Raw genomic sequence first — 20,114 nt, 5'->3', positions numbered from 1 at the left:
GTGGCTCGCTGCCTGTCGACTGTCGCGTCAGCCCGGCGATGCCCGCCGGAGGAAGAGGAGCAACCCATGAAGAAGAAGCTGCTGCTGTCCGCGGTGATGACGTCCGCGCTGTCCCTGGTGGGCTGTGGTGAGAGCGACCCGGTGGACAACGGCCCCGGCAACACCCCCGACCTGAGCACGCCGCAGGGCATCCTGACGTTCCTGGAAGGAAAGACGCTGACGATGACGGGGGACGACATCCCGACCCATCCGAACGGCTTCAGCGAGGACATCAACTTCGGCGCCAGCTCGCAGTGCTACCAGCGCGTCACCATGTCGGTGCAGGGCGGCAACTTCCGGGTGGACAGCATCCCGGGCACCATCGAGGGCGCGCCGCAGGCGGGCCAGTCCGGCACCTGCAACCCGGAGCTCCCGCAGAACGCGCTGACCTTCACCTCCACCGTCGTGAGCATCGAGAACGTGTCGGCGGACGGCGAGTGCTTCGACGTCGCCTTCACCTTCCCGGGCTTCCGCCAGGTGGGCCGTGGCTCGTTCTCCGCGGACCAGCGGCGGCTGGACCTGGAGCTCTTCTTCGAGGGAGGCGCCACCGGCGCCAACTGCGCGGCGGGCGGCGTGGGCTCGGCCACGGTGAACCAGGTCGTCGGGGGCGAGAGCCGTCCATTCGGCGGCAACGCGGTGCAGAGCTACGTCATCAGCGGCAGCTAGCCCGTGTGAAGCCCGCCGGAAGGGAGGCGTGCTCCTCCTCCCTTCCGCTTGGGGTCCGTGCCCGGCGGTGGCCGTGTGGCGCGGGCGAGGCAGGGTGGAGCACGGCCTCGCGAGGAGGGCGGTCCGCGGGCCCTGGACGCAATGAGCACGCAGACGTTCGCAGTCCGGCCGGAAGGCTGGGAGCGCCCCCTGGCGTGGGGCCGAGGTGTTTATGGCACGGTGGTGGTTGTCCGAGGCACGCAGGGCGGCGCGGCGGTCCGCGGGAGCCCTGGCGTTGGCGCTGGCGGGTGTGTCGCTCCCGGCGGCGGCGCAGAGCACGCCGGTTCCCGGCCTTTACTACGGTGAGTGGAACGACGAGGCGAACCGCGACGAGGACGCGAAGCCGAGTCAGTTCAGCCTCATCAACTACTTCTTCACGCGCGTCTCGGTGCAGAACCAGGTGGGCGACCCGGCCGGCCTTCGCGGCGTGTCGCTGGGCCCCATTGGCATGCCCGCGGGGAGCGCGGTGCGCGCCGAGCCCGGCCTGTCCGCGTACTTCATCGAGCAGCGGTGGATTCCCGTCATGGAGTACAGCCCCCACTTCGTGGACGGGCTGGCCTCCTTCCGGGCCCAGTTCGAAATCGACTACATGTGGGGCCGGTCTGCCAACGCGCTCCAGCAGAACGAGGGCGGCGGTTTCAACGCCGACCAGGTCAACATCCAGACGAAGAACGTCAACGTCGCGCTGTATCCCACGCGCAAGCCGCGTGAGCTGACGTTGCTGGTGGGCACGCAGCCCGTCTACGACAACGTCTATGACCCCACGCGCACGCCGCTGTCGGACATCACCCGCACCGGCTACAAGATGAGCTTCCTGGGCAGCGACGCCACGGGCATCTCCCTCTTCAGTGGCTACAAGGGCCTGGCCAAGCTGAGCCTGATGCCGCTGGGCACCGCGCAGGCGGACAAGGGCACGCGCAACGACCCGCGCCTGAAGTACATCTGGCTCATCACCGGTGACTACGTCTACCCGGTGCGGCCCAACACCAACGTGGGCCTGTCGCTGTGGTTCCTCAACGACCAGACGAAGGGTGACGCCTACGCCTTCGAGGGCCTGGTGAAGAGCGGTCCGTCCTCCACGGGCCTCAACACCTTCACGGGCACGGCGCGCTTCGACATCGCGCGGCCCACGGGCAACGTCTTCTGGGCGGGCGCCAACTTCAACCACAACATCGACTTCCGCACGGGCCGGTTCGGCGCGTCCGGCTTCGTCATGTACAACGGCGGCAAGTACGTCAGCGACGACCCGGAGCGCTCCGCCCTGGCCGAGCTCAACATCTCCGGCCTCTCCGCCAACCTGGAGCTGATGTACCAGTGGGGCCGCGGGCCCGCGGACATGCTCACGCTGGAGGGCATGTACACCACCGGTGACGACGACCTCGCCGACAGCCGTTACACCGGTGCCTTCACGCTCAACCAGTACGGCCTGCCGGGCGCGGTGTGGTTCAACCACAAGATGCTCATCCTGTTCCCGTTCACCAGCACGGTGAACAACTACACGGGCGCGGTGACGGACATCTCCAACCAGGGCTACGGCATGCGCGCCGCCATCGCCACCGCGGCGTGGGACATGGTGCCCAACAAGCTGAACCTCAAGTTGGGCGTGGGCACCGCCACCTCCGACGCGACGCCCGTGCGGTGGACGCCCGAGGTCGAGCGCGGCCGGTACATCGGCACCGAGGTCAACGCGGAGCTGCGCTACCACATCCGCTACCTCATGACGGCCGGCCTGCACGCGGGCTACCTGTTCCGGGGCAGCTTCTACGACGGCTCGCCCACCATCCGGACCAACCCCTTCTCCGTCTTCACCACCTTCACCTGGTACGCGTTCTGACCATGAGCACCTCCCGCGCATTCACGGCCCTGCTCCTCGCGGCGGGGCTCTCCTCCGCCGGTTGCGTGCGCTCGTACGCGCGCCAGCCCGCGCTCTCCTTCCAGGATTTGGACTACACCTCTGAGGGCTCGAAGCAGCCCTGGCCGGTGAAACGGATTCCGCTTCCGCGCACCGCGAAGCAGTACGGCATGGCCGTGGTGCCCCAGATGGCCTACGTGGACATGCCCGGCAGTGGCCCGGACGCGAAGGCCGTCGTCTTCATCCACGGCCTGGGTTCGTACCTGAAGTTCTGGCGGGCGCAGCTGGACGCCTTCCAGCAGCAGGGCTACCGCGTCATCGCCGTGGACCTGCCCGGCTACGGCAAGTCCGACAAGCCCGGCACGTTCCCGTACACCATGGAGGCCATGGCGGACGCGGTGCTGGAGCTGGTGGACGGCCTGGGCCTGGACACGCCCGTGCTCGCCGGTCACTCCATGGGCGGGCAGACGTCGCTCTCCTTCGCCATCCGCTACCCGGAGTCGCTGAGCGGGCTGGTGCTGGCGTCGCCCGCCGGCTTCGAGAAGTTCAGCTGGCGGGAGAAGGAGTGGTTCGCGCGGGCGATGAGCTCCGAGTTCATCAAGTCCGCGCCGGAGGCCAGCATCTGGGGCAGCGTGCGCCAGGCCAACTTCATGCACTGGCGGCCGGAGCTGGAGTGGCTGATTGAAGAGCGCGTGCGGCTGGCGAAGTCGCCCGAGTTCGACGCCTACGCCTACGCCAACGTGCGCACGGTGCGAGGCCTGTCCCACAACGACTTCGTGCGCGACAACCTGCACCGCGTCACCGTGCCCACAGTCATCATCTACGGCACGGATGACCGGCTCATCCCCAGCCCCTTCCTCCACGGCGGCGAGACGCGCGGCATCATGGAGTACGGCGCGTCCCACATCCCCGGCGCGAAGCTGGTGGCGCTGGAGGGCTGTGGGCACACCGTGCAGCTCGACTGTGCGGAGCGCTTCAACGAGGCGGCCTTCGCCTTCGTCCGCGACGCGGCGGCGGGGCGCATCGAGGTGCCGTCCGCTCCCGCGAAGGAGGAGGCGCCGCGGCTGGAGTCTCCGCCCGCGCCGGTGTCCGAGCCGCTCACGCCGGACCAGGAAGGCGAGCCGACGCCGGGCGTGCTGCCCGAGCCGTAGTGGGGTGGCGAGCCGGTCCACCTCCACCCTTTCGCGAGGGTGGAGGTGCCGGGTGCGGATGACTACGGGATGGTGTGGTTGACCACCATGCCGTACTGAACCTCGGCCGTCAGGTCCTTCGAGTTGAAGTGGCCGTAGGGGTAGCCGGTGTAGCGCTTCTCACCCGTCTGCCCGGGGATGCGCGACGTGTACTCACCGTAGACGATGCCGTCGTAGCCGATGATTTCATCCGCCGTGGAGTAGATGGTGTAGCGGAAGGCGCCCTCGTAACCGCTCGTCGAGCGCAAGTCATTGAGGTACGCCGAGCGGCCGGTGACGCTGCCCCAGAAGAGGTAGCCCGGGTACAGGCCGTTGGTGGAGCCGCAGGTGGGCGTCGACGGGCCGGACATGTAACAGGACGTCAGGCCCAGGTTGGCGCCGGCGATGCCGACGAAGGTGTCCACCGAGGACGTGAGCGGCGCGCCCACGTTGTATGTGCCGCCGTCCGCCGCGTCGTGGGCCGTGCCGCCGAGGATGGCCTTGCGCGCCAGCGTCACGCCCATGGAGTGGGCGATGATGTCCACCTTCGAGGCCCCGGTGTACGCCTTCACCGCCTCGATGAACTTGCGCACCTTCATCACGTTCTGCTTCGAGTGGTACTGGTTCGCCGACTGGAGCGCGTTGGCCGGGCCCCACGTCGTCGCGTAAAGCTCGCTCGTCTTGTAACCCCGCGAGTGGAAGTACTCGATGGAGTTCGTCCAGCCCGTCTGGCCGAAGACCGAGCCCACCGCCTTGTCCGAGTTGCCGTGGATGAAGATGACGGGCTGTTTCGTCACGGTGTCGGAGGCGCTGGCCTTGCCGCCGTAGCTGCCGCCCGTGAGGTCCGCGCGAACGAAGTCGTAGCTGTTGTAGCCGTTGGACGAGAGCCAGTTCTGGAAGTGCGTGGTGGCGCCGGCAGTGGAGACCGCCGCGGCTTCCACCGCGCCAAGCTCCTCTTCGTGCGGCGCGAAGTCCTCGCCACAGCCGGTGGTGATGCCAAGCAGCAGCGTGCTCGCGAGATACAGCGAAGGCCTCAGTCGCATGGGCAGACTCCTCTGTTTGTTTTTGGAAGACGCGTCCGGAACAGGACCTGTCCTCGAGCGCGATACAGAGTCTAGAGACATCTCACGCGAGCGTCTTCTGTCGATTGGACGTGCACTGACGTTGTCGCGCTGCGTCGCGTGGTACTCAACGGGGTATGCGCGCACGCAAGGTCGTCATCCGAAAAGCCGGTGGGTACGAACAGCTCCACCTTGAAGAGGTGAATCAGGTTTCACCTGGAATCGGAGAGGTCCGGGTGGCCACCGAAGCCATCGGGGTGAACTATGCGGACTGCGTCATCCGCATGGGGCTGTACGCCTCCGCGAAGGAGTACGTGGGGTGGCCCATCACCCCGGGCTTCGAGTTCGCCGGCCGCGTGGAGGCCGTGGGCGAGGGGGTGGAGGACCTGGCCCCCGGCGCGCGAGTGTTCGGCGTGACGCGCTTTGGTGGGTACTCCACCCACGTCGCGGTGCCCCGTCACCAGGTGTTCACATTGCCCGCGCGGCTGAGCATGGAGCAGGCCGCGGGGTTCCCCACGGTGTTCCTCACCGCGTACTACGCGCTCTTTGAGCTGGCCCACCCGCGGCCGGGCGCCAACGTGCTGGTGCATTCCGCGGCGGGCGGCGTGGGCGGGGCGCTGCTCCAGTTGGGCCGCATCGCCGGGTGCCGGATGGTGGGCGTGGTGGGCGGGGCGCATAAGGTGGAGACGGCTCGCGCGCAGGGGGCGGAGGTCGTCATCGACAAGAGCCGGGAGGACTTGTGGAGCGCGGCCAAGAAGGCGGCGCCCCGTGGGTATGACGTGGTGCTGGATGCGAACGGGCCGTCCACGTTGCGCGAGAGCTACAAGCACCTGGCGTCGCCGGGGAAGCTCGTCATCTACGGCTTCCACTCCATGTTGCCGCGCACCGGTGGGCGGCCGAACTACGCGAAGCTGGCCTGGGACTGGCTGCGCACGCCGCGGTTCGATCCGCTGACGCTCACCAACGACAACACCAGCGTGCTGGCGTTCAACCTGTCGTACCTGTTCGAGCAGCGCGCCGTGTTGGAGGCGTCCATGGCGCGGCTGCTGGGCTGGTTGGAGGAGGGGACGCTGGTGCCGCCACCGGTGAAGTCGTTTCCGTTGGACGCGGTGGCGGATGCGCACCGGGCCCTGGAGTCCGGCGGCACGGTGGGGAAGCTGGTGTTGGTGCCGTGAGGGCGTGCTTCAGAGGGGGAGCTGCGCGCCCTGCAGGGTGAGGAGGCTCTGCGGGACGACCCATGCCGCCTCCGGGTCGGAGAGCACGCCGAGGTACGCGCCCGGCACCACATGGGGGCCGTGCGCCACCGGGACTCTCAACCGGAGGGGGACCTTTCGCGGCGCTGGGTGGGACGGGTGCCACGGGGTGACGTGGAGGTCGAGCAGGTAGTGGGTGATGCGGCCGTCGCTATCCGGCACCTGCTCCACGATGGCCGAATCCGTGATGCGCGCCCACGTCAGGATGGCGCGGCGCACGTGCTCAGCGTGTTCGGCCTGGTTGTGCTGGCGGGCTTTGTTCTCCTGGCTGAACCGGAGCGCGGCGAAGAGCCACGCCACCAGTCCACCGATGAAGCCCACCATGGCCACGGCGCGCTCGTTTTCGTAGAGGGCGTAGGCGCCCAGTAACGGAAGGCCGATGCCGATGATGAGGGTGTTCGTGGTCCCTTGATAATGCGCGGGCGGCTTCGGCTGAACGCGCAGCGGTGGAGGCGGCCACGGTGGCGTGGCGCCCTCGGCGAGCGTCGACGGCGCAGGGCTCAATGCAACGAGCTGGGGGGGGTGGTGTGCGAGCATGTTCGTGACGACTTCCTGTGTGCCCGGGATGATGCACATTCAGGCCGTGCGGCGTCCGTTCCGGGACAGGCTATCAAACGCGCGACGGTCTGCTCGAAAGCCGCCTTCTATGGAGCGGGCCGAGGCGACGGTGCCGTTCTCAAGGTTCACCCATCGCCTTGAGACTGCCGCGGGGATGTCTGTCTCCGCGCGGGCATCTCCGCACAGCAGCGTGGATGGCAGCGCTTCGTGGGGAGGTGACGGTGGGGTGGGGTGCTTGCCCGCTTCCCTCTCATGTGCCGGGCGCGATGCCGCCGGGTTCAGCTAGCGTGGATACCATGCCCATCGTCCATGACTGGCTGGCCCGGCGTGCCGCGCTGGCCCCTGAGCGTACCGCCCTCATCGACGCCGACCATGGCGAGCGACGCATCTCCTTTCGTGAATGGAACGATTCGGCTTCGCGTACCGCCGCTTTCCTCCACCATGCGCTGGGCGTGGGGCGAGGGGACCGTGTGGCGGTGCTCGCCTACAACTGCGTCGAGTTCCTCGACCTCTTCTTCGCGTGCGCGAAGCTGGGCGCCGTCCTTCAGCCTCTCAACTGGCGGCTGAGTGCCACGGAGCTGGGGGGACTGCTCGCGGATGCCGAGCCATCCGTGTTCGTCTTCGGGCCGGAGTTCCGAGCCCAGGTGGAGGCCGTGCGGTCTGGCGCGTCCTTCGTGCGCCACTGGCTCAGTCTCGCGGCTCCAGGGCCGGGCGAGCGGGCCTTCTCCGAGCGCGACACGCAGACGGACGTGGCCCTTCCTCCGCTGGAGCTGGAGGAGGATGCCCCATGGGTGCTCTGCTACACGGGCGGAAGCACCGGTCTGCCGAAGGCCGCGGTGCTCACGCACCGCTCCATCACCGCCAACGCGGTGAACACGGTGATGGGCTGGGGCCTGACCGCCGATGACGTGGCGCTCCTCAACGCGCCGTTGTTCCATGCAGGAGGACTCAGCGTCTTCACCGCGCCGCTGGCCTACGTCGGCGGCGCATCGGTGGTGTGCCGGAGCTTCGACGTGGAGGGCGTGTTCGACCTCGTGCAGCGGGGCGTGGTGAGTCTCTTCTTCGGCGTGCCCACCATGTTCATCGAGATGCAGCGCCACCCGCGCTTCGATGCCGTGGACCTGTCTCGCCTCAAGCTGGTCATCAGCGGCGGCGCGCCCTGCCCAGCCCCCGTCTTCGAGCGCTTCTTCGCTCGGGGCGTGGACTTCAAGACGGGGTATGGCCTCACCGAAGCGGGCCCCAACAACTTCTGGCTTCCTCCGGAAGACGTGCGCCGCAAGCCGGGGGCGGTGGGCGTGCCCCTGTTCCACGTCGAGGCTCGCATCGACGGTGAGACGCGGCCGGGCGACGTGGGTGAGCTGCTCTTGCGCGGCCCTCACCTGTGCGCGGGCTACTGGCGCCGTCCGGAGGACACCGCCCGCACCTTCGCGGACGGCTGGCTGCACACCGGCGACCTGGCCACGCGGGATGCGGAGGGATGCTTCCGCATCGTGGGCCGCAGCAAGGACCTCATCATCTCCGGCGGTGAGAACATCTACCCGTCGGAAGTGGAGAGCGTCCTCGCGGGGCATCCCGATGTGGCCGAGGTCGCCGTCATCGGCGTGGCGGACCCCAAGTGGGGGGAGACGCCGCGCGCGCTCGTCGTCGCACGGCCGGGCACCTTGCCTTCGGCGGAGGCACTGCTGCGCTTCTGCGACGGGCGACTCGCTCGCTACAAGACGCCGAAGTCGATTCGTTTCGTGGATGCCCTGCCGAGGACCTCCGCCGGCAAGGTCGACCGGCGCGCGCTCGGTGCCGCGCACGGCGCGCCCTGAGTTGCCCACAAGTCCTCCCCAGGCTTGTGTCCCTGGCGGCTGCGCATCCGTTCGTGCCGGGCCGTCCATGTGCCGGTCGCGCGGAAGGCCCTCTTTGTCGAACTGGCCGACGACGGAAGAGGTGCGTCAGGGCCTGCGTCGAGTCTGGACGCCCACCGCCAGGATTCGCATGGCCCGGACATCCACGGCGTAGGTTGTGATCTCTCGAAGCGGCTTGCCGGAGATGGCCTCCACGGAGAGCGCCGGGGATGGCGGGCAGGCGGTGTCGTTCTGCTGGAACTCAACCAGGACCACGCCCTCCGGCCCCGGTGCGGAAGTCACGTCGTAGGACTGTGGCAGGTAGAGGCATGCCTCGTCGGGGCGAACACCCGGGGGGATGGCTGCACCGCGTGGCCTGAAGTCATCCATGGCGAGTTGGATGGCCGCGGCGGTGTTCCCTTCCAGGTGAAGCATCCCTTCCGATGGGAGTTCGAGTGGGAAGGTGAAACCCGCCGCTTCTTCGGGTGTCGCACGGGGAAGGAGCGGCGCGGTTGTGGCGCAGCCCATGGACAAGGCTCCGAGCACGAGGAGAGAAAGCGGCCCAGAGCGCGTCATGGCTGCTGCACCGCCAGGATGCGCCACGCGCGAGTGTCCACCGCATAGGTGGCACCCATGTCGGTGACGGGGCCGTCTTGCATGCAGGCACCTGAACTGACGGAGAATCGAACGAGGAGGATGCCTTCTGGCATGGGGGCGGTCCTCACGTCATAGGTCTGTCGCTGGTTCAGGCAGACCTCCAGGGGGGAAGCGTTGCCCGGAATGCGAAGGTGCCTGGGACGGAAATCATCCATCGCCAACTGGATGGCGGCCGCCGTTGCCGAAGGAATTTCGTGTCGGCCGTCAGCAGGAAGCGCATCCGGGAACTTGAACCACGCAGCTTCTTCCGGTGCGGCGCGTGGAAGCGTCGCGGAGCGGGGGATACATCCCGACAGCAACATGCAGAATGAGAGGACCTTGAACTTCATTCCGTCACCGTGGTGATGCGGCCGGTGGCCTTGTCTTCGGGAAGGATGCGTCCAACGAGTCTCCATTGCCGGGCCTCCCGGACGTACAGTTCGCCAGGCCGGGCCTCATGCGCATGGGGAACGAGTTTGTGGATGATGCACCGGGCGTCGAATTGGATGCGGATGAAGTACCGTTGGGTGTTCGCTCTGCGGTCCTCTTCCGACATGGGGGACGGCGACCAGGGGTGGCTGTGATAGTCGGCGATGACCGATGCCCGGCCGCGTGCGTCCTGGACGCTCATGGGGGCATAGCAGGTCTTTCGCCTGCTGGGGCCCACAGGACGTTTCGTGCCCAGTGGGGACGGGAAGCTCGCGTGGTAGACGCCATCGCCCAGGGAATAGAGCGCCCCGCAGTACTCCTGGCCATGGTCGCGGTCCGTCGCGCCTGGTAGCCGCATGATGGCGGGGCAGAGCTGATCGATGACCACGTCGATGTCATCGGAAGGGGAAATCGCCTCCCATGGCCCCCGGACCCAGACACGCCGGCTTGTGGCGTTCGCGAAGCCATAGTGCTCGGCTTCACGGGGCATCCATGGGGTGCCAGCGCACGCGGCGAACCAGAGGCTGGCGAGGAGCAAGCACCGACTGTGGCGCATTCAAGGGAGGCTAGCAGCCATGTGTGCCGCGGCCAATTCACCCCCGCGCCGTGAAGCGTCCAGCCAGGTCCTTCAGCTTGGACGCCCGTGCCCGCAGGTCTTCCACGGAGCGGGCAATCTGCTGCACGCCAGTCACCGACTCCGTCGAGCGCACCGAGAGCGCCTGGATGCTCCCGGCGATGCGCTCCCCCGACTCTGACTGGCGCGTGTTCTCGTCCGCCATCCGCTCCACCTTGCCGCCAATCTCATTCACGCCGGCGAGCAACCGCGACAGCGCGTCTCCTGCCGTCGTGGACAAGCCCAGCCCTTCTTGCGCCGCCGTGGTGCCCTGGCGCATCAGGTCCGCCGCCGCCCGCGTGTCCGCCTCGCTCCGGCTCAGCAGCGTCTGCACCTGTCCGGCGGCATCCCGCGTCCGGTTCGCCAGCTTGCGCACCTCGCCGGCCACCACCGCGAAGCCCTTGCCGTGCTGGCCCGCGCGCGCCGCTTCAATCGCGGTGTTCACCGCCAACAACTGCGTCTCCTCCGCCACCTGCTGGATGAGCCGCAACATCTCCGCCGTCACCCGGCCAGAGGCCTGCAACCGCTCCACCGTCCGCGCGGAGCCCTCCACCACCTCTACGATTTCCGCCATCTTCCGCAGCGCCTGGCCCACCGCCGCGCCACCCTCGCGCGCCACCTGCCCGTTGTCCGCCGCCGTCTTCGCCGCGGTGCGCGCCGCCTCCGCTCCCTGCGACACCCGCGCGCTCATGCCCTGCACCGTCTGCGCCGCGCGCTGGAGCGAGTCCGACTGTTCCCGCGTCGTCACGGACAACGCCTCCGCGGAGGCTCGGATGCGCTCCGCGTCCGCCGCCGTGGCGCCCGCCGCATCCACCAGCGCCGCCACCACCTCGCGCAGTCCCGTCACCATGGTGTTGAAGGCCGCAGCCAGCTGGCCCACCTCGTCCGAGGAGCGCACCTCCACCCGGGTCTCCAAATCACCACGCGCCACCCGGTGCGCCGCCTGCGCCAGCTCCCGCACCGGCCGCACCACCCGGCGCGACAGAGATGCGCCGGCCATCAGCGCGAGCGCCAGCGCGCCGCCCACCGCCAGGAGGATGCGCTGGCGCACCGCCGCCACCTCGCGCTCGATGTCCTCCACGTACACGCCCGTGCCCAGCACCCAGCCCCAGGGCGCGAAGAGCTTCACGTAGCTCTCCTTCGGAATGGCCTCCGGCGAGCCCGGCCGCGTGGCTTCGTAGGACACCGCGCCCTGGCCCTGGGCCCGCGCCAGCGTGACGATGTCCACGAACACCGGCTTGCCGCGCACGTCGCGGTAGCCCTTCAGGTCCTTGCCCAGCATGTCCGGCAGGTGCGGATGCATGACGAGCCGCGTGTCCAGGTCGTTGACCCAGAAGTACTCCACCTGCGAGTAGCGCAGCTGCTCCAGCAGCGCCGCGGCCTGCGCCTGGGCCTCCTGTCGCGTCAGCGCGCCCGACCGCTCACGGGCCTCGTAGACCTCCAGCACGCCGTAGGCCGTCTCCACCGCCTGCTTCAGTCCCACGATGCGGTCCGCGCGAAGCTGCTCCCGCAGCTGCGGCAAGACGAACCCCAGGATGACGACGAGCAGCGGCAGCGCCACCACGCCCATCGCCACGCACAGCTTCACCAATAAATTCCGGCCGACCGCCATCGGCTCGCAGCGTATCCGCCGCATCGTCACCGCGCTCGTTCACCTGAGTCTGGAAATACCCCCGGTATCAGTCCTGTCGAGGGTTCGCACACCCGGTGAGGTCTCCTCCGATTCTTCAAGTCCTGTATTTCCAGATAGATATGAAGCGTGGTGAACCGCTTCTGCGCACGTTGAAAACATGAACCAACCCTAGAGGGCGGGACAGCGTGCAGGACTCGACGGAACCGTAGGAAAGTCGCCGCACAACGTATCAGGTCTCCCCGTCACCCAGGTGACGGCGAGGGAGCGGAAGGCACGCGGAGGCCTCTCATTCGACGTTTCCCGTCGAGAAAAGGCATCGGCGGCGCGTCGTGGATGGACTCGCGAAGTCCACCGCGTGCACAGCAACCCTATGGGTGAACAATTGGAGACTGACCCGGCAAGTTCTGTCTGTCTGCCCCCATACGTCCTATGCCAGCGGCCAAACGTTCCGGGTCGGTAAGGCATGGACAAGAAACTCGCAACCACAATCGGAGCTGCCGCGCGCGTTGCTCGCACCCGCCTGGAGCTCACCCAGGCGGACGTGGCTGAGCGTATCGATGTGGCCACCGAGGTCTACGGGCGCTTGGAGCGCGGCGGGATGCTGCCCAGCGTGCAGACGCTGCTGAAGCTGTGCCACGAGCTCCACGTCTCAGCGGATGAGCTCCTGGGGCTCTCCGCGAACGCCGTCAACGGGGGCGCGCGCCCCGGTGAGCCGCCCGCCTCGCCGCAGGAGCGCCCCGAGGTTCGGCGCCTGCTGCGCACCGTGCGTCCGCTGGAGCCCGCGAAGGTGAAGCTGTTGGGGCTGGTGGCCAACGCGCTGAACCGCCGCTGAGCCTGCGCCGCTTCAATCCCTCACAGCTCAGAGAGGATTCGGTTCAGCTCGTCAGGCTTCACGGGCTTGATCAGATGCCGGTCGAACCCGGCGCGCAGTGCCTGGTCCCGTCCCTCGGGGCTGCCGTAGCCCGTCATGGCCACCAGCCGGATGTCATTGCCCACCTGGGCGCGCAGCGTCTGCGCCACCCGGTAGCCGTCCAACCCTGGCAGGCCGATGTCCACCAGCGCCAGCTCGGGCGACTGCGCCACCGCGAGCGCCACGCCCTGGATGCCGTCCGGCGCCACCGCCACCTGGTGGCCCCACAGCTCCAGCAGGTCGCGCATGGCCTGACGCGCATCCGAGTTGTCCTCCACCACCAGGACGCGCCGGCCGCGGCGGAGGGCCACCGCGTCGCGCGCGGGCGCGGACTCGCCCATCGTGGGGTCCAGGGGCAGCTTCACCACGAACTCGCTGCCGTGGCCGGGGCCGTTGCTTCGCGCCGTCACCTCGCCGCCGTGGAGCTGGATCAGCTTGCGCACCAGCGTCAGGCCAATACCCAGGCCGCCGCGCGAGCGCTCCAGCGAGGTGTCCGCTTGCGCGAACAGCTCGAAGATGTGCGGCAGCACCTCCGGCGGGATGCCGATGCCAGAGTCCTGCACCCGCACCACCGCATGGGCCGAGCCGCCCACGCCCTCCAGTCCCACATGCAGGTGGACGCCCCCCGCGTCGGTGTACTTGATGGCGTTGTCGAGCAGGTTGGTGAAGACCTGCTCCAACCGCGTGGCATCCGCCTGCAGCCAGAGCGGGCCGGAAGGCAGCGAGGCGTCCAGGCCCAACCCACGCGAATCCGCCATGGGCTGCACGACTTGAATCACCTGCCGCAGCACGGGCACCAGGTCCACGCTGCCGGGGCGCAGCTCCACCTTGTCGCGGGTGATGCGGCTGACGTCGAGCAGGTCATCCACCAGCCGCGCCAGGTGGTTCGTCTGGCGCTGGATGATGCCGCGCATCCGGGCTTCCTTGTCATCGCTGGTAGGCCTGCGCTCCAGGATGCCAATGGCTGTCATGATGGCGGCCAGCGGGTTGCGCAGCTCGTGCCCCAGCATGGCCAGGAACTCGTCCTTGCGGCGGTCCATCTCCGCCAACTCGTTGGCGCGGTTGCGCGCCACCTGCTCCGCGTGGCGCAGGCGCAACAGCGACTTCACCGTGGCGATGAGCTCCGCGCCCTCGAAGGGCTGGGTGAGGTAGGCGTCCGCGCCGCCGTCCAGGCCGCGCACCTTCTTGTCGGAGGTGACGAAGGTGGCGGAGGTGTGCAGCACCGCCATGGCCGCGGTCTGGGGATTGGCGCGCAGCCGCTCGCAGACCTCGTAGCCGCTGATGTCCGGAAGCTTCACGTCGAGGATGACGACGTCCGGGCGGTGTTGCTGCGCCATCAGCAACGCGCCCATGCCGGTGGCCGCCTCCAGCACGTTGTAGCCCGCCAGCGACAGCAGCCGGTTGACGAGGTAGCGGTTGGCGTCGTCGTCGTTGACGTTGAGGACGGTGGCCAGACGGGGCTCAACCACGGCGGCTTGCCTCCTGCGGCAGCGCTTGGGAGCCCAGGCCGGCCTTGGACAGTGCGTCCCGGATGCGGGTGATGGCCACCTCGCGGCTCAGCGTGTGCTTGGCGAGGATGGCGGCCGTCTCCTTCGCCAGCCGCGAGCGCTCGGCCTCCTTCAGCTCGTGCGAGGTGTGGAGGATGACGGGGACCTCACGCGTGCGCGGGTCCGCCTTCAGCTCGTCCAGCACGTCGAAGGCGGTGATGTCCGGCAGCACGAAGTCCAGGAAGATGAGGTGCGGGGACTTCTCCCGCGCCAGTTGGACGCCTTCCTTGCCGCCAGCCGCCTCCAGCAGGACGTAGGGCATGTCCTTGAGGAGCTGCTTGAGCAGGTAGCGGTGCACATCATCGTCGTCGATGATGAGGATGCGCTCCACCGGACCGGTGCGGGCCATGGCCTGCAGCTTGCGTTGCAGCCGCAGCTCGTCCACCGGCTTGAGCCAGAACTCGTCGGCGCCCAGCGCGCGGGCCTTCTGCTCGCGGTCCGTCACCGTCACCACCAGGATGGGGATGTCGCGGGTGGCCTCGTTGTTCTTCATGTCCGCCAGGAAGCCCCAGCTCGTCTCGCCCTCCAGCATGACGTCCAGCACCATGGCGGCGGGGCGCACGCGCTCCAGCACGCGCCGGGCCTCATCCGTGCTGCGCACCGGCAGCACCTGGAAGCCGGAGCGCGCCAGGTACTTCTCGTAGAGGAAGAGCGTCTGCCGGTCGTCCTCCAGCACCAGCACCGGGGCCCGGCTGGGGTCCAGGTGCTCGCTGCGCTCCGTCAGGCCGGTCATCTCCGTGACCTCCAGGTGGACGCGCGGGAGGGTGACGGTGAACGTGGCGCCCTGTCCCAGCGCGCTCTTCACGGTGAGCGTGCCGCCCAGGAGCTCCGTCAGCCGGCGCGCCAGCGGCAGGCCCAGGCCGGTGCCCTTCGCCTTGCGTTGCAGGTGGCTCTCCACCTGCGAGAACTCCTCGAAGATGCGCTCGTGGTGCTCCGGCGCGATGCCAATGCCCGTGTCCTGCACGGTGAAGACCACCGTGTCCCGGGGGCCGGGCGCCGCTGACACCGTGACGTGGCCGGACTCGGTGAACTTCAGCGCGTTGGACACCAGGTTGCGCAGCACCTGGCTCAGCCGGGACTCGTCCGTCTCCAGCTCCAGCGGCGCGTCTGGCTCCACCAACCGCAGCTCCACGGGCACGCCCGGCGGCAAGAGCGGTTTCATCATGCCGCGCAGCGCGCTGAGCGCGTCGTGCACCACGAAGCGGCTGTGGCGCAGCGCCGCCTTGCCGGCCTCCATCTTGGAGAGGTCCAGCAGGTCATTCACCAGCTCGAAGAGGGCCTCCGCGGAGTTGCGGATGAACTGGACCTGCTTCTCCTGCTCGGCGCTCAGGGGGCCGTTGATGGGGTTGAGCAGCACCTTCGACAGGCCGAGGATGGAGTGCAGCGGGGTGCGGAACTCGTGGCTGACGTTGGCCACCACGCGGCCCTTGATTTCCGCGGCCAGCTGGAGGCTTTCGGCCTTCTCATCCAGCGCGGCGTGGAGGCTGCGCACGCCGCGGTTGGACTCTTCCAGCTCGTTGTTGAGGCGGGCCAGTTCGTCCGCGCGGCGCTTGAGCTCGCGCTGCTGGCGCTCCGTCTCGCGGTGGAGCGCGGACAGCTCGCTCAGGGTGGTGCTCACCCGCTCGAGCGCGCTGCCGTAGTCCTCCGGCACCAGGCTGCCCACCAGCAGCACGCCTCCGTCATGGGGCCGTGCGCGGAAGGCGAAGGTCGTGGGCACCTGGTCCCGGCAGAGGATGAGCTCCCAGCCCTCCACCTTCTCTTGGCGCGCCTGGAGCAGCAGCCGGTCCACCTTCTCTTCGGTACCCTGGGCCGCCAGCCCCCGCAGCGGCTGTCCGGGTTCGGCGGCGAGGGCGTTCCGGGCGCGGGCGTCCACCCAGGTGAGGGTGCCGCCCGCGTCGCAGGCCAGGGCGACCTCGCGGCTGAGGTCGTCGAAGAACGGCGGCTCGGCGGAGGCGGGAAGCCTCATGAACGAGTCTCCTCCCAGGACACCCCCGCTTCGGCGAGGAGTGTCCGTGCTTCGGGGTGACGTGAGCCCAGCACGGACTTCAACATGCCCAGCACGCTGGGAAATGCCAGGAGGCCAAATCCGCGCCGCGGCCAGAAGCCGGCGTACCAGCGCACATGGTCGCCCAGCAGGTCGGGCTTCCCGGCGGCGAGCGCGTCGGCCACGTAGGACAGCTGCAACTGGAGCTCTTCCTCCAGGCGGGGCTGGTCCTCGGGGATGATGTACAGCGTGAGGCGCGCCGTGGCGGCGCGCGCGAGCTCGGGCGCCTCCTCTTCCAGCAGGCGGGCAGGGCCCTCCGGGTAGCGAAGGGCCTGTCGCGCGGCGCCCACGTAGTCGTGGGGTTCGCTCCCGGGGCCCCAGCCTTCCGCTTCCAGCGCGGCGGCCAGCCCGGCGAAGTGCCGGTCCAGATGGCGCGAGCACATGCCGCGCGACACCAGCAGGGTGCGCAGCCAGCGGGCGTAGCCCTCCAGGACGGAGGGGAGGTGCTCGTCCAGGGCCTGCACCAGGTAGCGGACGTGGAAGCGCGCGTCCTCGTCACCGAAGCGCTGCGCGCGCTCCAGCCCGTAACGGGCGGCCCAGAAGGGGTCCTGATAGAGCGCCTCCTGAGAGGCGGTGGCCAGCCGGTCCGCCCGTGCTTCCACGCTCTTGCTCACGCTCTCCATGGTGCTTTCAGACTCCCAGGACCCGGCAGGCGGACGCGACGAACTGCCGCGCGTCCTTGCCGAAGAAGTTCACGCCCAGCTCCTCCTCCAGTCCGGGGGCCCAGTTGAAGGCCAGGCCGCCCACGGCGATGGGGACATCCGGGAGTGTCTTGCGCACGTGCGCCACGGCTTCGCGGAGCGCGGGCAGGTGGTACGTCATCGTCACGGAGAGGGCGACCAGGTCCGGACGAAGCTCGTTCGTCATGCGGGCCAGGTGCTCCGGTGGAACGTTGGCGCCCAGGAAGCGCACGTCGAAGCCGGCCATCTCCAGGAAGTCGCTGGACATGCGCGCGCCCACTTCATGCAGCTCGCCCTGGACGCAGGAGACGAGGACGACCTTGCCGTTGAATGGGTCTCTGGGCAGGTGCCGGTACAGGTGCGCGAGCGCGAGCTGGGAGACGGCGGTCGCCAGGTGCTCCTGCGCCACGGAGATGACGTTCTCCTGCCACAGCCGGCCGATTTCATACTGGGCGGGCTGGATGACCTCCAGGTGCAACGTCTGGAGGGGGATGCCCCGGAGCAGTCCCTCGTCCACGAGCAGCCGCAACGCCTCACGCCGGTTCCCGGCGAGCTGCGCTGCGAGATACGCGTTCAGCAGGCCCGTCAGGGCGGAGTCATTGGAGGTGAGCACGGGCGCCGTGGAGGGGAGGGCGAGGAGGCAACGTAGCGGGGTTGTGTTTCTCAGTTACAGCGAACTGGCCCCGATTTCATCGCCAACCTGACAGTGACCGGCCCTTCTTTCACGCGCTCGCGCGCCTGCTTGCTTGTAGCTTTTACCGGAACGGTGGGGCGGCATTGTACCTGGGTACAAGGACGCCGCGCCGATTCCCGAAGAGTCCCCAGGAAACACGGGACTGAAAAGTCCGAGTGACAGTTCTCCGGGGCCGCGGTGTTTCCCTGTCCGCGGCAACCGAGGGAGGCGAGCGAGCGGTGTCAATCGATGTGGAGGCCTACTACCGGCGCTATGGCCCCCAGGTGCTCCGGCGCTGCCGCTTCCTCTTGCGTGACGAGGAGAAGGCCGTGGACGCCATGCACGACGTGTTCGTGCAGTTGCTGCGCTACCAGGGCGCGCTGAAGGACGCTGCGCCGTCCAGCCTGTTGCACCGGATTGCCACCACGGTGTGTCTCAACAGGCTGCGCGGCGCGAAGCGGCGCCCGGAGGACCGGGAGGACGAACTGGTGCTGCAGATTGCCTCCGCCGACGACACCGAGTCCCGCACCGCCGCGCGCGGCCTGTTGGACCGCCTCTTCGGCCGGGTGCCCGCGTCCAGTCAGGACATCGCGGTGCTGCACCTGGTGGATGGGATGACGCTGGAGGAGACGGCCCGCGAAGTGGGGCTGTCCGTGTCCGGCGTGCGCAAGCGCCTGCGGGCGCTGACGGCAGTGCTGCAAGAGCTGGAGCTGGAGGCCGCATGACATCCGCCCACCACCGCCCCCCGGATTGGTTGCTGGAACGAATCGCCCTGGGCGAGCTGCCGCCCGCGGAGCTGGCCGCCGCCCGCGCCCGGCTGGCCGAGGAGCCCGACGGCCTGGCCCGGCTCGCGGCGCTGGAGTCCGACACGCGCGCCACGCTGGAGGCGCTGCCGCCCGCCCGGGTGGTCCGCGAAGTGGAAGCGCGCGCGGCCCGGCGGGACGCGCCCCGCCCGGCCTTCCGCCTGTCGCCCGCGTGGGGCCTGGTACCGGCGCTCGCCGCGGTGGCGCTGGTCGTGGTGGCCCTGCCTTCTTCGGAAACCGGGCACGGAGTGGCCCCGGAGGACACCCGGGAGGTCACGCGCATCAAGGGGCTGGCGCCGCAGCTCGTCATCCACCGGCAGTCCACCGCCCGTCCGGAGCGGCTGGCCGACGGGGCCGCCGCCGCCGCGGGTGACGTGGTGCAGGTGGCGTACATCGCCGCGGGCCGCTCGCATGGCGTCATCGTGTCCCTGGATGGCAACGGCGCCGTCACCCTCCACGCGCCGGACGAGGGCTCCCAGTCCATGGCCCTGGTGCCGTCGGGGACGCAGGTGTTGCCGCGCGCCTACGAACTGGACGATGCCCCGGGGTTCGAGCGCTTCTTCTTCGTTTCGTCCGATGCGCCCTTCGACGTGGCGGTGGTGCTGGCCGCCGCGGAGGCGCTGGCTGGAACTCCCGACGCCTCCTCGGCACCGCTGTCGTTGCCCGGGAACTTGACGCAGGCCTCCCTCACGCTGGAAAAGCATGAGTGATGAAATCCTTTGCGCTCCTCGCATTCGGGCTGTGGGCGGGGACAGCCACCGCTGAGTCCCGGTACGCACCCCGCCTTTCGCTGATGAGTGAGCGGGGGGCCTTCGCCCTGCAGCCGGCGGACGATGTCTCCGAGTCCTCCTCGCGAGGGCTGCGCCGGGGCTCCACCCACATGGAGTTCTGGTTGAGCGACATCCAGGTCGCCAACATGGGGGTGAAGCTGGGCGGCGGGGCCGTCTACTTCACGCTGATGGCGGGCCTGGAGCCGGGCCGCGACGCGCGCTTCAGCTTCGCGGCGGGCGTGGGCGCGCACATGACGCTGTCCCAGCGGCTCTGGGTGGACCTGGACGTGACGGGCGGCGCCGTCCAGCCGGTGCGCAACCCGCTGGAGGGGGACGGTGGCAATGTGCTGGGGCAGGCCCGCTTGATGCTGGGCTTCCAGCTCATGCCCCGCATGGCCGTGTTCGCCGGGCCCACCTACAACGCGTGGTTCTCCTGGGGCGAGTCGGACTTCGACTCCATCACCCGGCTGTCCTTCCGGGAGAGCAACCCGGAGCCGGATCAACGCCTCCAGCACTGGCCCGGCATCCAGGTGGGCCTCCACATCTGAGGCCCGCCCGGAAGGGTGGCTTCAGTTTTCGACCTTGCTGGCGCGCAGGACCGTGGCCGCGCCCGCGGGGCCCGCGTTGGGCCGCGTCTCCAAGGTGCCCTGAATCTTGAGCCCGGTGCCGTCCAGCGTCTTTCGGATCAACGCCTCCGTCTGCTCGTCCGAGCCCTTCGTCACCGCCGACAGCTCCAGCTCGTGCACGGGGATGGGCTCCGCGTCCGGCTTGTCCACGGGGAAGGCGTTGTAGGTGGGGCAGGGCGGGGCGAAGCAGCGCACGCCACTGTCCTTGACGATGTAGACGGCGCTCTCACCCGGCTTGGGCTGGGAGTCATGGCTGGGCGGTGGGGTCATGGTGGGCGTTC

20 protein-coding genes are annotated in these 20,114 nt (G+C 69.0%); 9 read left to right on the top strand and 11 right to left on the bottom strand.

What is annotated here, in order from left to right:
• Nucleotides 1–66 precede the first annotated feature (66 nt).
• From HNV26_RS18290 to HNV26_RS18280, 3 genes are all read left to right on the top strand, one after another.
• Nucleotides 67–705, top strand: a complete 639-nt coding sequence (locus HNV26_RS18290) for a hypothetical protein (protein ID WP_216612472.1) — start codon at nucleotides 67–69, stop codon at nucleotides 703–705.
• A gap of 211 nt (nucleotides 706–916) precedes the next feature.
• Nucleotides 917–2,578, top strand: coding sequence for a hypothetical protein (locus HNV26_RS18285; RefSeq protein WP_171440446.1), 1,662 nt, complete (start codon nucleotides 917–919; stop codon nucleotides 2,576–2,578).
• A gap of 2 nt (nucleotides 2,579–2,580) precedes the next feature.
• Nucleotides 2,581–3,747: an alpha/beta fold hydrolase gene (locus HNV26_RS18280; RefSeq protein ID WP_171440447.1), complete on the top strand. Its 1,167-nt coding sequence runs from the start codon at nucleotides 2,581–2,583 to the stop codon at nucleotides 3,745–3,747.
• 62 nt (nucleotides 3,748–3,809) lie between these two features.
• On the opposite strand, the gene HNV26_RS18275 is transcribed toward HNV26_RS18280, so the two are convergent.
• Entirely contained in the window at nucleotides 3,810–4,808 is a 999-nt protein-coding gene (locus tag HNV26_RS18275; RefSeq protein WP_171440448.1) for a lipase family protein, read from the bottom strand.
• Nucleotides 4,809–4,963: 155 nt separating this feature from the next.
• On the opposite strand from HNV26_RS18275, the gene HNV26_RS18270 reads away from it, so the two are divergent.
• Nucleotides 4,964–6,001 (top strand): synaptic vesicle VAT-1 family membrane protein, encoded by a 1,038-nt coding sequence (locus HNV26_RS18270; RefSeq protein WP_171440449.1) that lies wholly within the window; start codon nucleotides 4,964–4,966, stop codon nucleotides 5,999–6,001.
• Nucleotides 6,002–6,010: 9 nt separating this feature from the next.
• On the opposite strand, the gene HNV26_RS18265 is transcribed toward HNV26_RS18270, so the two are convergent.
• Nucleotides 6,011–6,616: a hypothetical protein gene (locus HNV26_RS18265; protein WP_253816745.1), complete on the bottom strand. Its 606-nt coding sequence runs from the start codon at nucleotides 6,614–6,616 to the stop codon at nucleotides 6,011–6,013.
• Between the two features lie 317 nt (nucleotides 6,617–6,933).
• On the opposite strand from HNV26_RS18265, the gene HNV26_RS18260 reads away from it, so the two are divergent.
• Nucleotides 6,934–8,451: an acyl-CoA synthetase gene (locus tag HNV26_RS18260; RefSeq protein WP_171440451.1), complete on the top strand. Its 1,518-nt coding sequence runs from the start codon at nucleotides 6,934–6,936 to the stop codon at nucleotides 8,449–8,451.
• 126 nt (nucleotides 8,452–8,577) lie between these two features.
• Here HNV26_RS18260 and HNV26_RS18255 read toward each other — a convergent pair whose 3' ends face one another.
• From HNV26_RS18255 to HNV26_RS18240, 4 genes are all read right to left on the bottom strand, one after another.
• Complete coding sequence (locus tag HNV26_RS18255; protein ID WP_253816744.1) at nucleotides 8,578–8,904, bottom strand: hypothetical protein; 327 nt, start codon at nucleotides 8,902–8,904, stop codon at nucleotides 8,578–8,580.
• A gap of 137 nt (nucleotides 8,905–9,041) precedes the next feature.
• On the bottom strand, nucleotides 9,042–9,455 hold the full coding sequence (locus HNV26_RS18250; protein ID WP_253816743.1) for a hypothetical protein: 414 nt from the start codon (nucleotides 9,453–9,455) through the stop codon (nucleotides 9,042–9,044).
• Entirely contained in the window at nucleotides 9,452–10,090 is a 639-nt protein-coding gene (locus tag HNV26_RS18245) for a hypothetical protein (RefSeq protein ID WP_171440453.1), read from the bottom strand. The genes HNV26_RS18250 and HNV26_RS18245 overlap by 4 nt, the downstream gene beginning before the upstream one ends.
• Before the next feature lie 37 nt (nucleotides 10,091–10,127).
• Nucleotides 10,128–11,759, bottom strand: coding sequence for a methyl-accepting chemotaxis protein (locus HNV26_RS18240; protein WP_216612471.1), 1,632 nt, complete (start codon nucleotides 11,757–11,759; stop codon nucleotides 10,128–10,130).
• Between the two features lie 484 nt (nucleotides 11,760–12,243).
• Between HNV26_RS18240 and HNV26_RS18235 the strand changes: the two genes are divergently transcribed.
• The gene (locus tag HNV26_RS18235) at nucleotides 12,244–12,612 is read left to right on the top strand and encodes a helix-turn-helix transcriptional regulator (protein ID WP_171440455.1); all 369 of its coding nucleotides are present in this window, start codon (nucleotides 12,244–12,246) and stop codon (nucleotides 12,610–12,612) included.
• Nucleotides 12,613–12,632: 20 nt separating this feature from the next.
• Here HNV26_RS18235 and HNV26_RS18230 read toward each other — a convergent pair whose 3' ends face one another.
• From HNV26_RS18230 to HNV26_RS18215, 4 genes are read right to left on the bottom strand one after another with little or no spacing between them, the layout of a single operon-like run.
• A complete protein-coding gene (locus HNV26_RS18230) occupies nucleotides 12,633–14,159 on the bottom strand; it encodes a response regulator (RefSeq protein WP_171440456.1) in 1,527 nt (508 codons plus the stop codon).
• Entirely contained in the window at nucleotides 14,152–16,203 is a 2,052-nt protein-coding gene (locus HNV26_RS18225; RefSeq protein ID WP_171440457.1) for a hybrid sensor histidine kinase/response regulator, read from the bottom strand. The genes HNV26_RS18230 and HNV26_RS18225 overlap by 8 nt, the downstream gene beginning before the upstream one ends.
• Complete coding sequence (locus tag HNV26_RS18220; protein WP_171440458.1) at nucleotides 16,200–16,904, bottom strand: hypothetical protein; 705 nt, start codon at nucleotides 16,902–16,904, stop codon at nucleotides 16,200–16,202. The genes HNV26_RS18225 and HNV26_RS18220 overlap by 4 nt, the downstream gene beginning before the upstream one ends.
• Nucleotides 16,905–16,911: 7 nt before the next feature.
• Nucleotides 16,912–17,574 carry a cobalamin B12-binding domain-containing protein gene (locus HNV26_RS18215; protein ID WP_171440459.1) on the bottom strand — a complete coding sequence of 221 codons (663 nt, stop codon included), beginning with the start codon at nucleotides 17,572–17,574 and terminating at the stop codon, nucleotides 16,912–16,914.
• A gap of 299 nt (nucleotides 17,575–17,873) precedes the next feature.
• Between HNV26_RS18215 and HNV26_RS18210 the strand changes: the two genes are divergently transcribed.
• From HNV26_RS18210 to HNV26_RS18200, 3 genes are all read left to right on the top strand, one after another.
• Nucleotides 17,874–18,359 carry an RNA polymerase sigma factor gene (locus HNV26_RS18210; protein ID WP_026113921.1) on the top strand — a complete coding sequence of 162 codons (486 nt, stop codon included), beginning with the start codon at nucleotides 17,874–17,876 and terminating at the stop codon, nucleotides 18,357–18,359.
• Nucleotides 18,356–19,147 (top strand): ActD-like protein, encoded by a 792-nt coding sequence (locus HNV26_RS18205; protein ID WP_171440460.1) that lies wholly within the window; start codon nucleotides 18,356–18,358, stop codon nucleotides 19,145–19,147. Before HNV26_RS18210 ends, HNV26_RS18205 begins: the two co-directional genes overlap by 4 nt.
• An 83-nt stretch (nucleotides 19,148–19,230) precedes the next feature.
• Nucleotides 19,231–19,755, top strand: a complete 525-nt coding sequence (locus tag HNV26_RS18200) for a peptidase (protein WP_253816741.1) — start codon at nucleotides 19,231–19,233, stop codon at nucleotides 19,753–19,755.
• 21 nt (nucleotides 19,756–19,776) lie between these two features.
• Here the strand turns inward: HNV26_RS18200 and HNV26_RS18195 are convergent.
• Nucleotides 19,777–20,114: DUF6748 domain-containing protein (locus tag HNV26_RS18195; protein ID WP_171452841.1), on the bottom strand; the 338-nt coding region annotated here is incomplete at its 5' end.

The organism is Myxococcus xanthus, from assembly GCF_013116825.1.
Taxonomy (GTDB): domain Bacteria; phylum Myxococcota; class Myxococcia; order Myxococcales; family Myxococcaceae; genus Myxococcus; species Myxococcus xanthus_B.
This window is presented reverse-complemented; position numbering and strand designations above follow the sequence as displayed.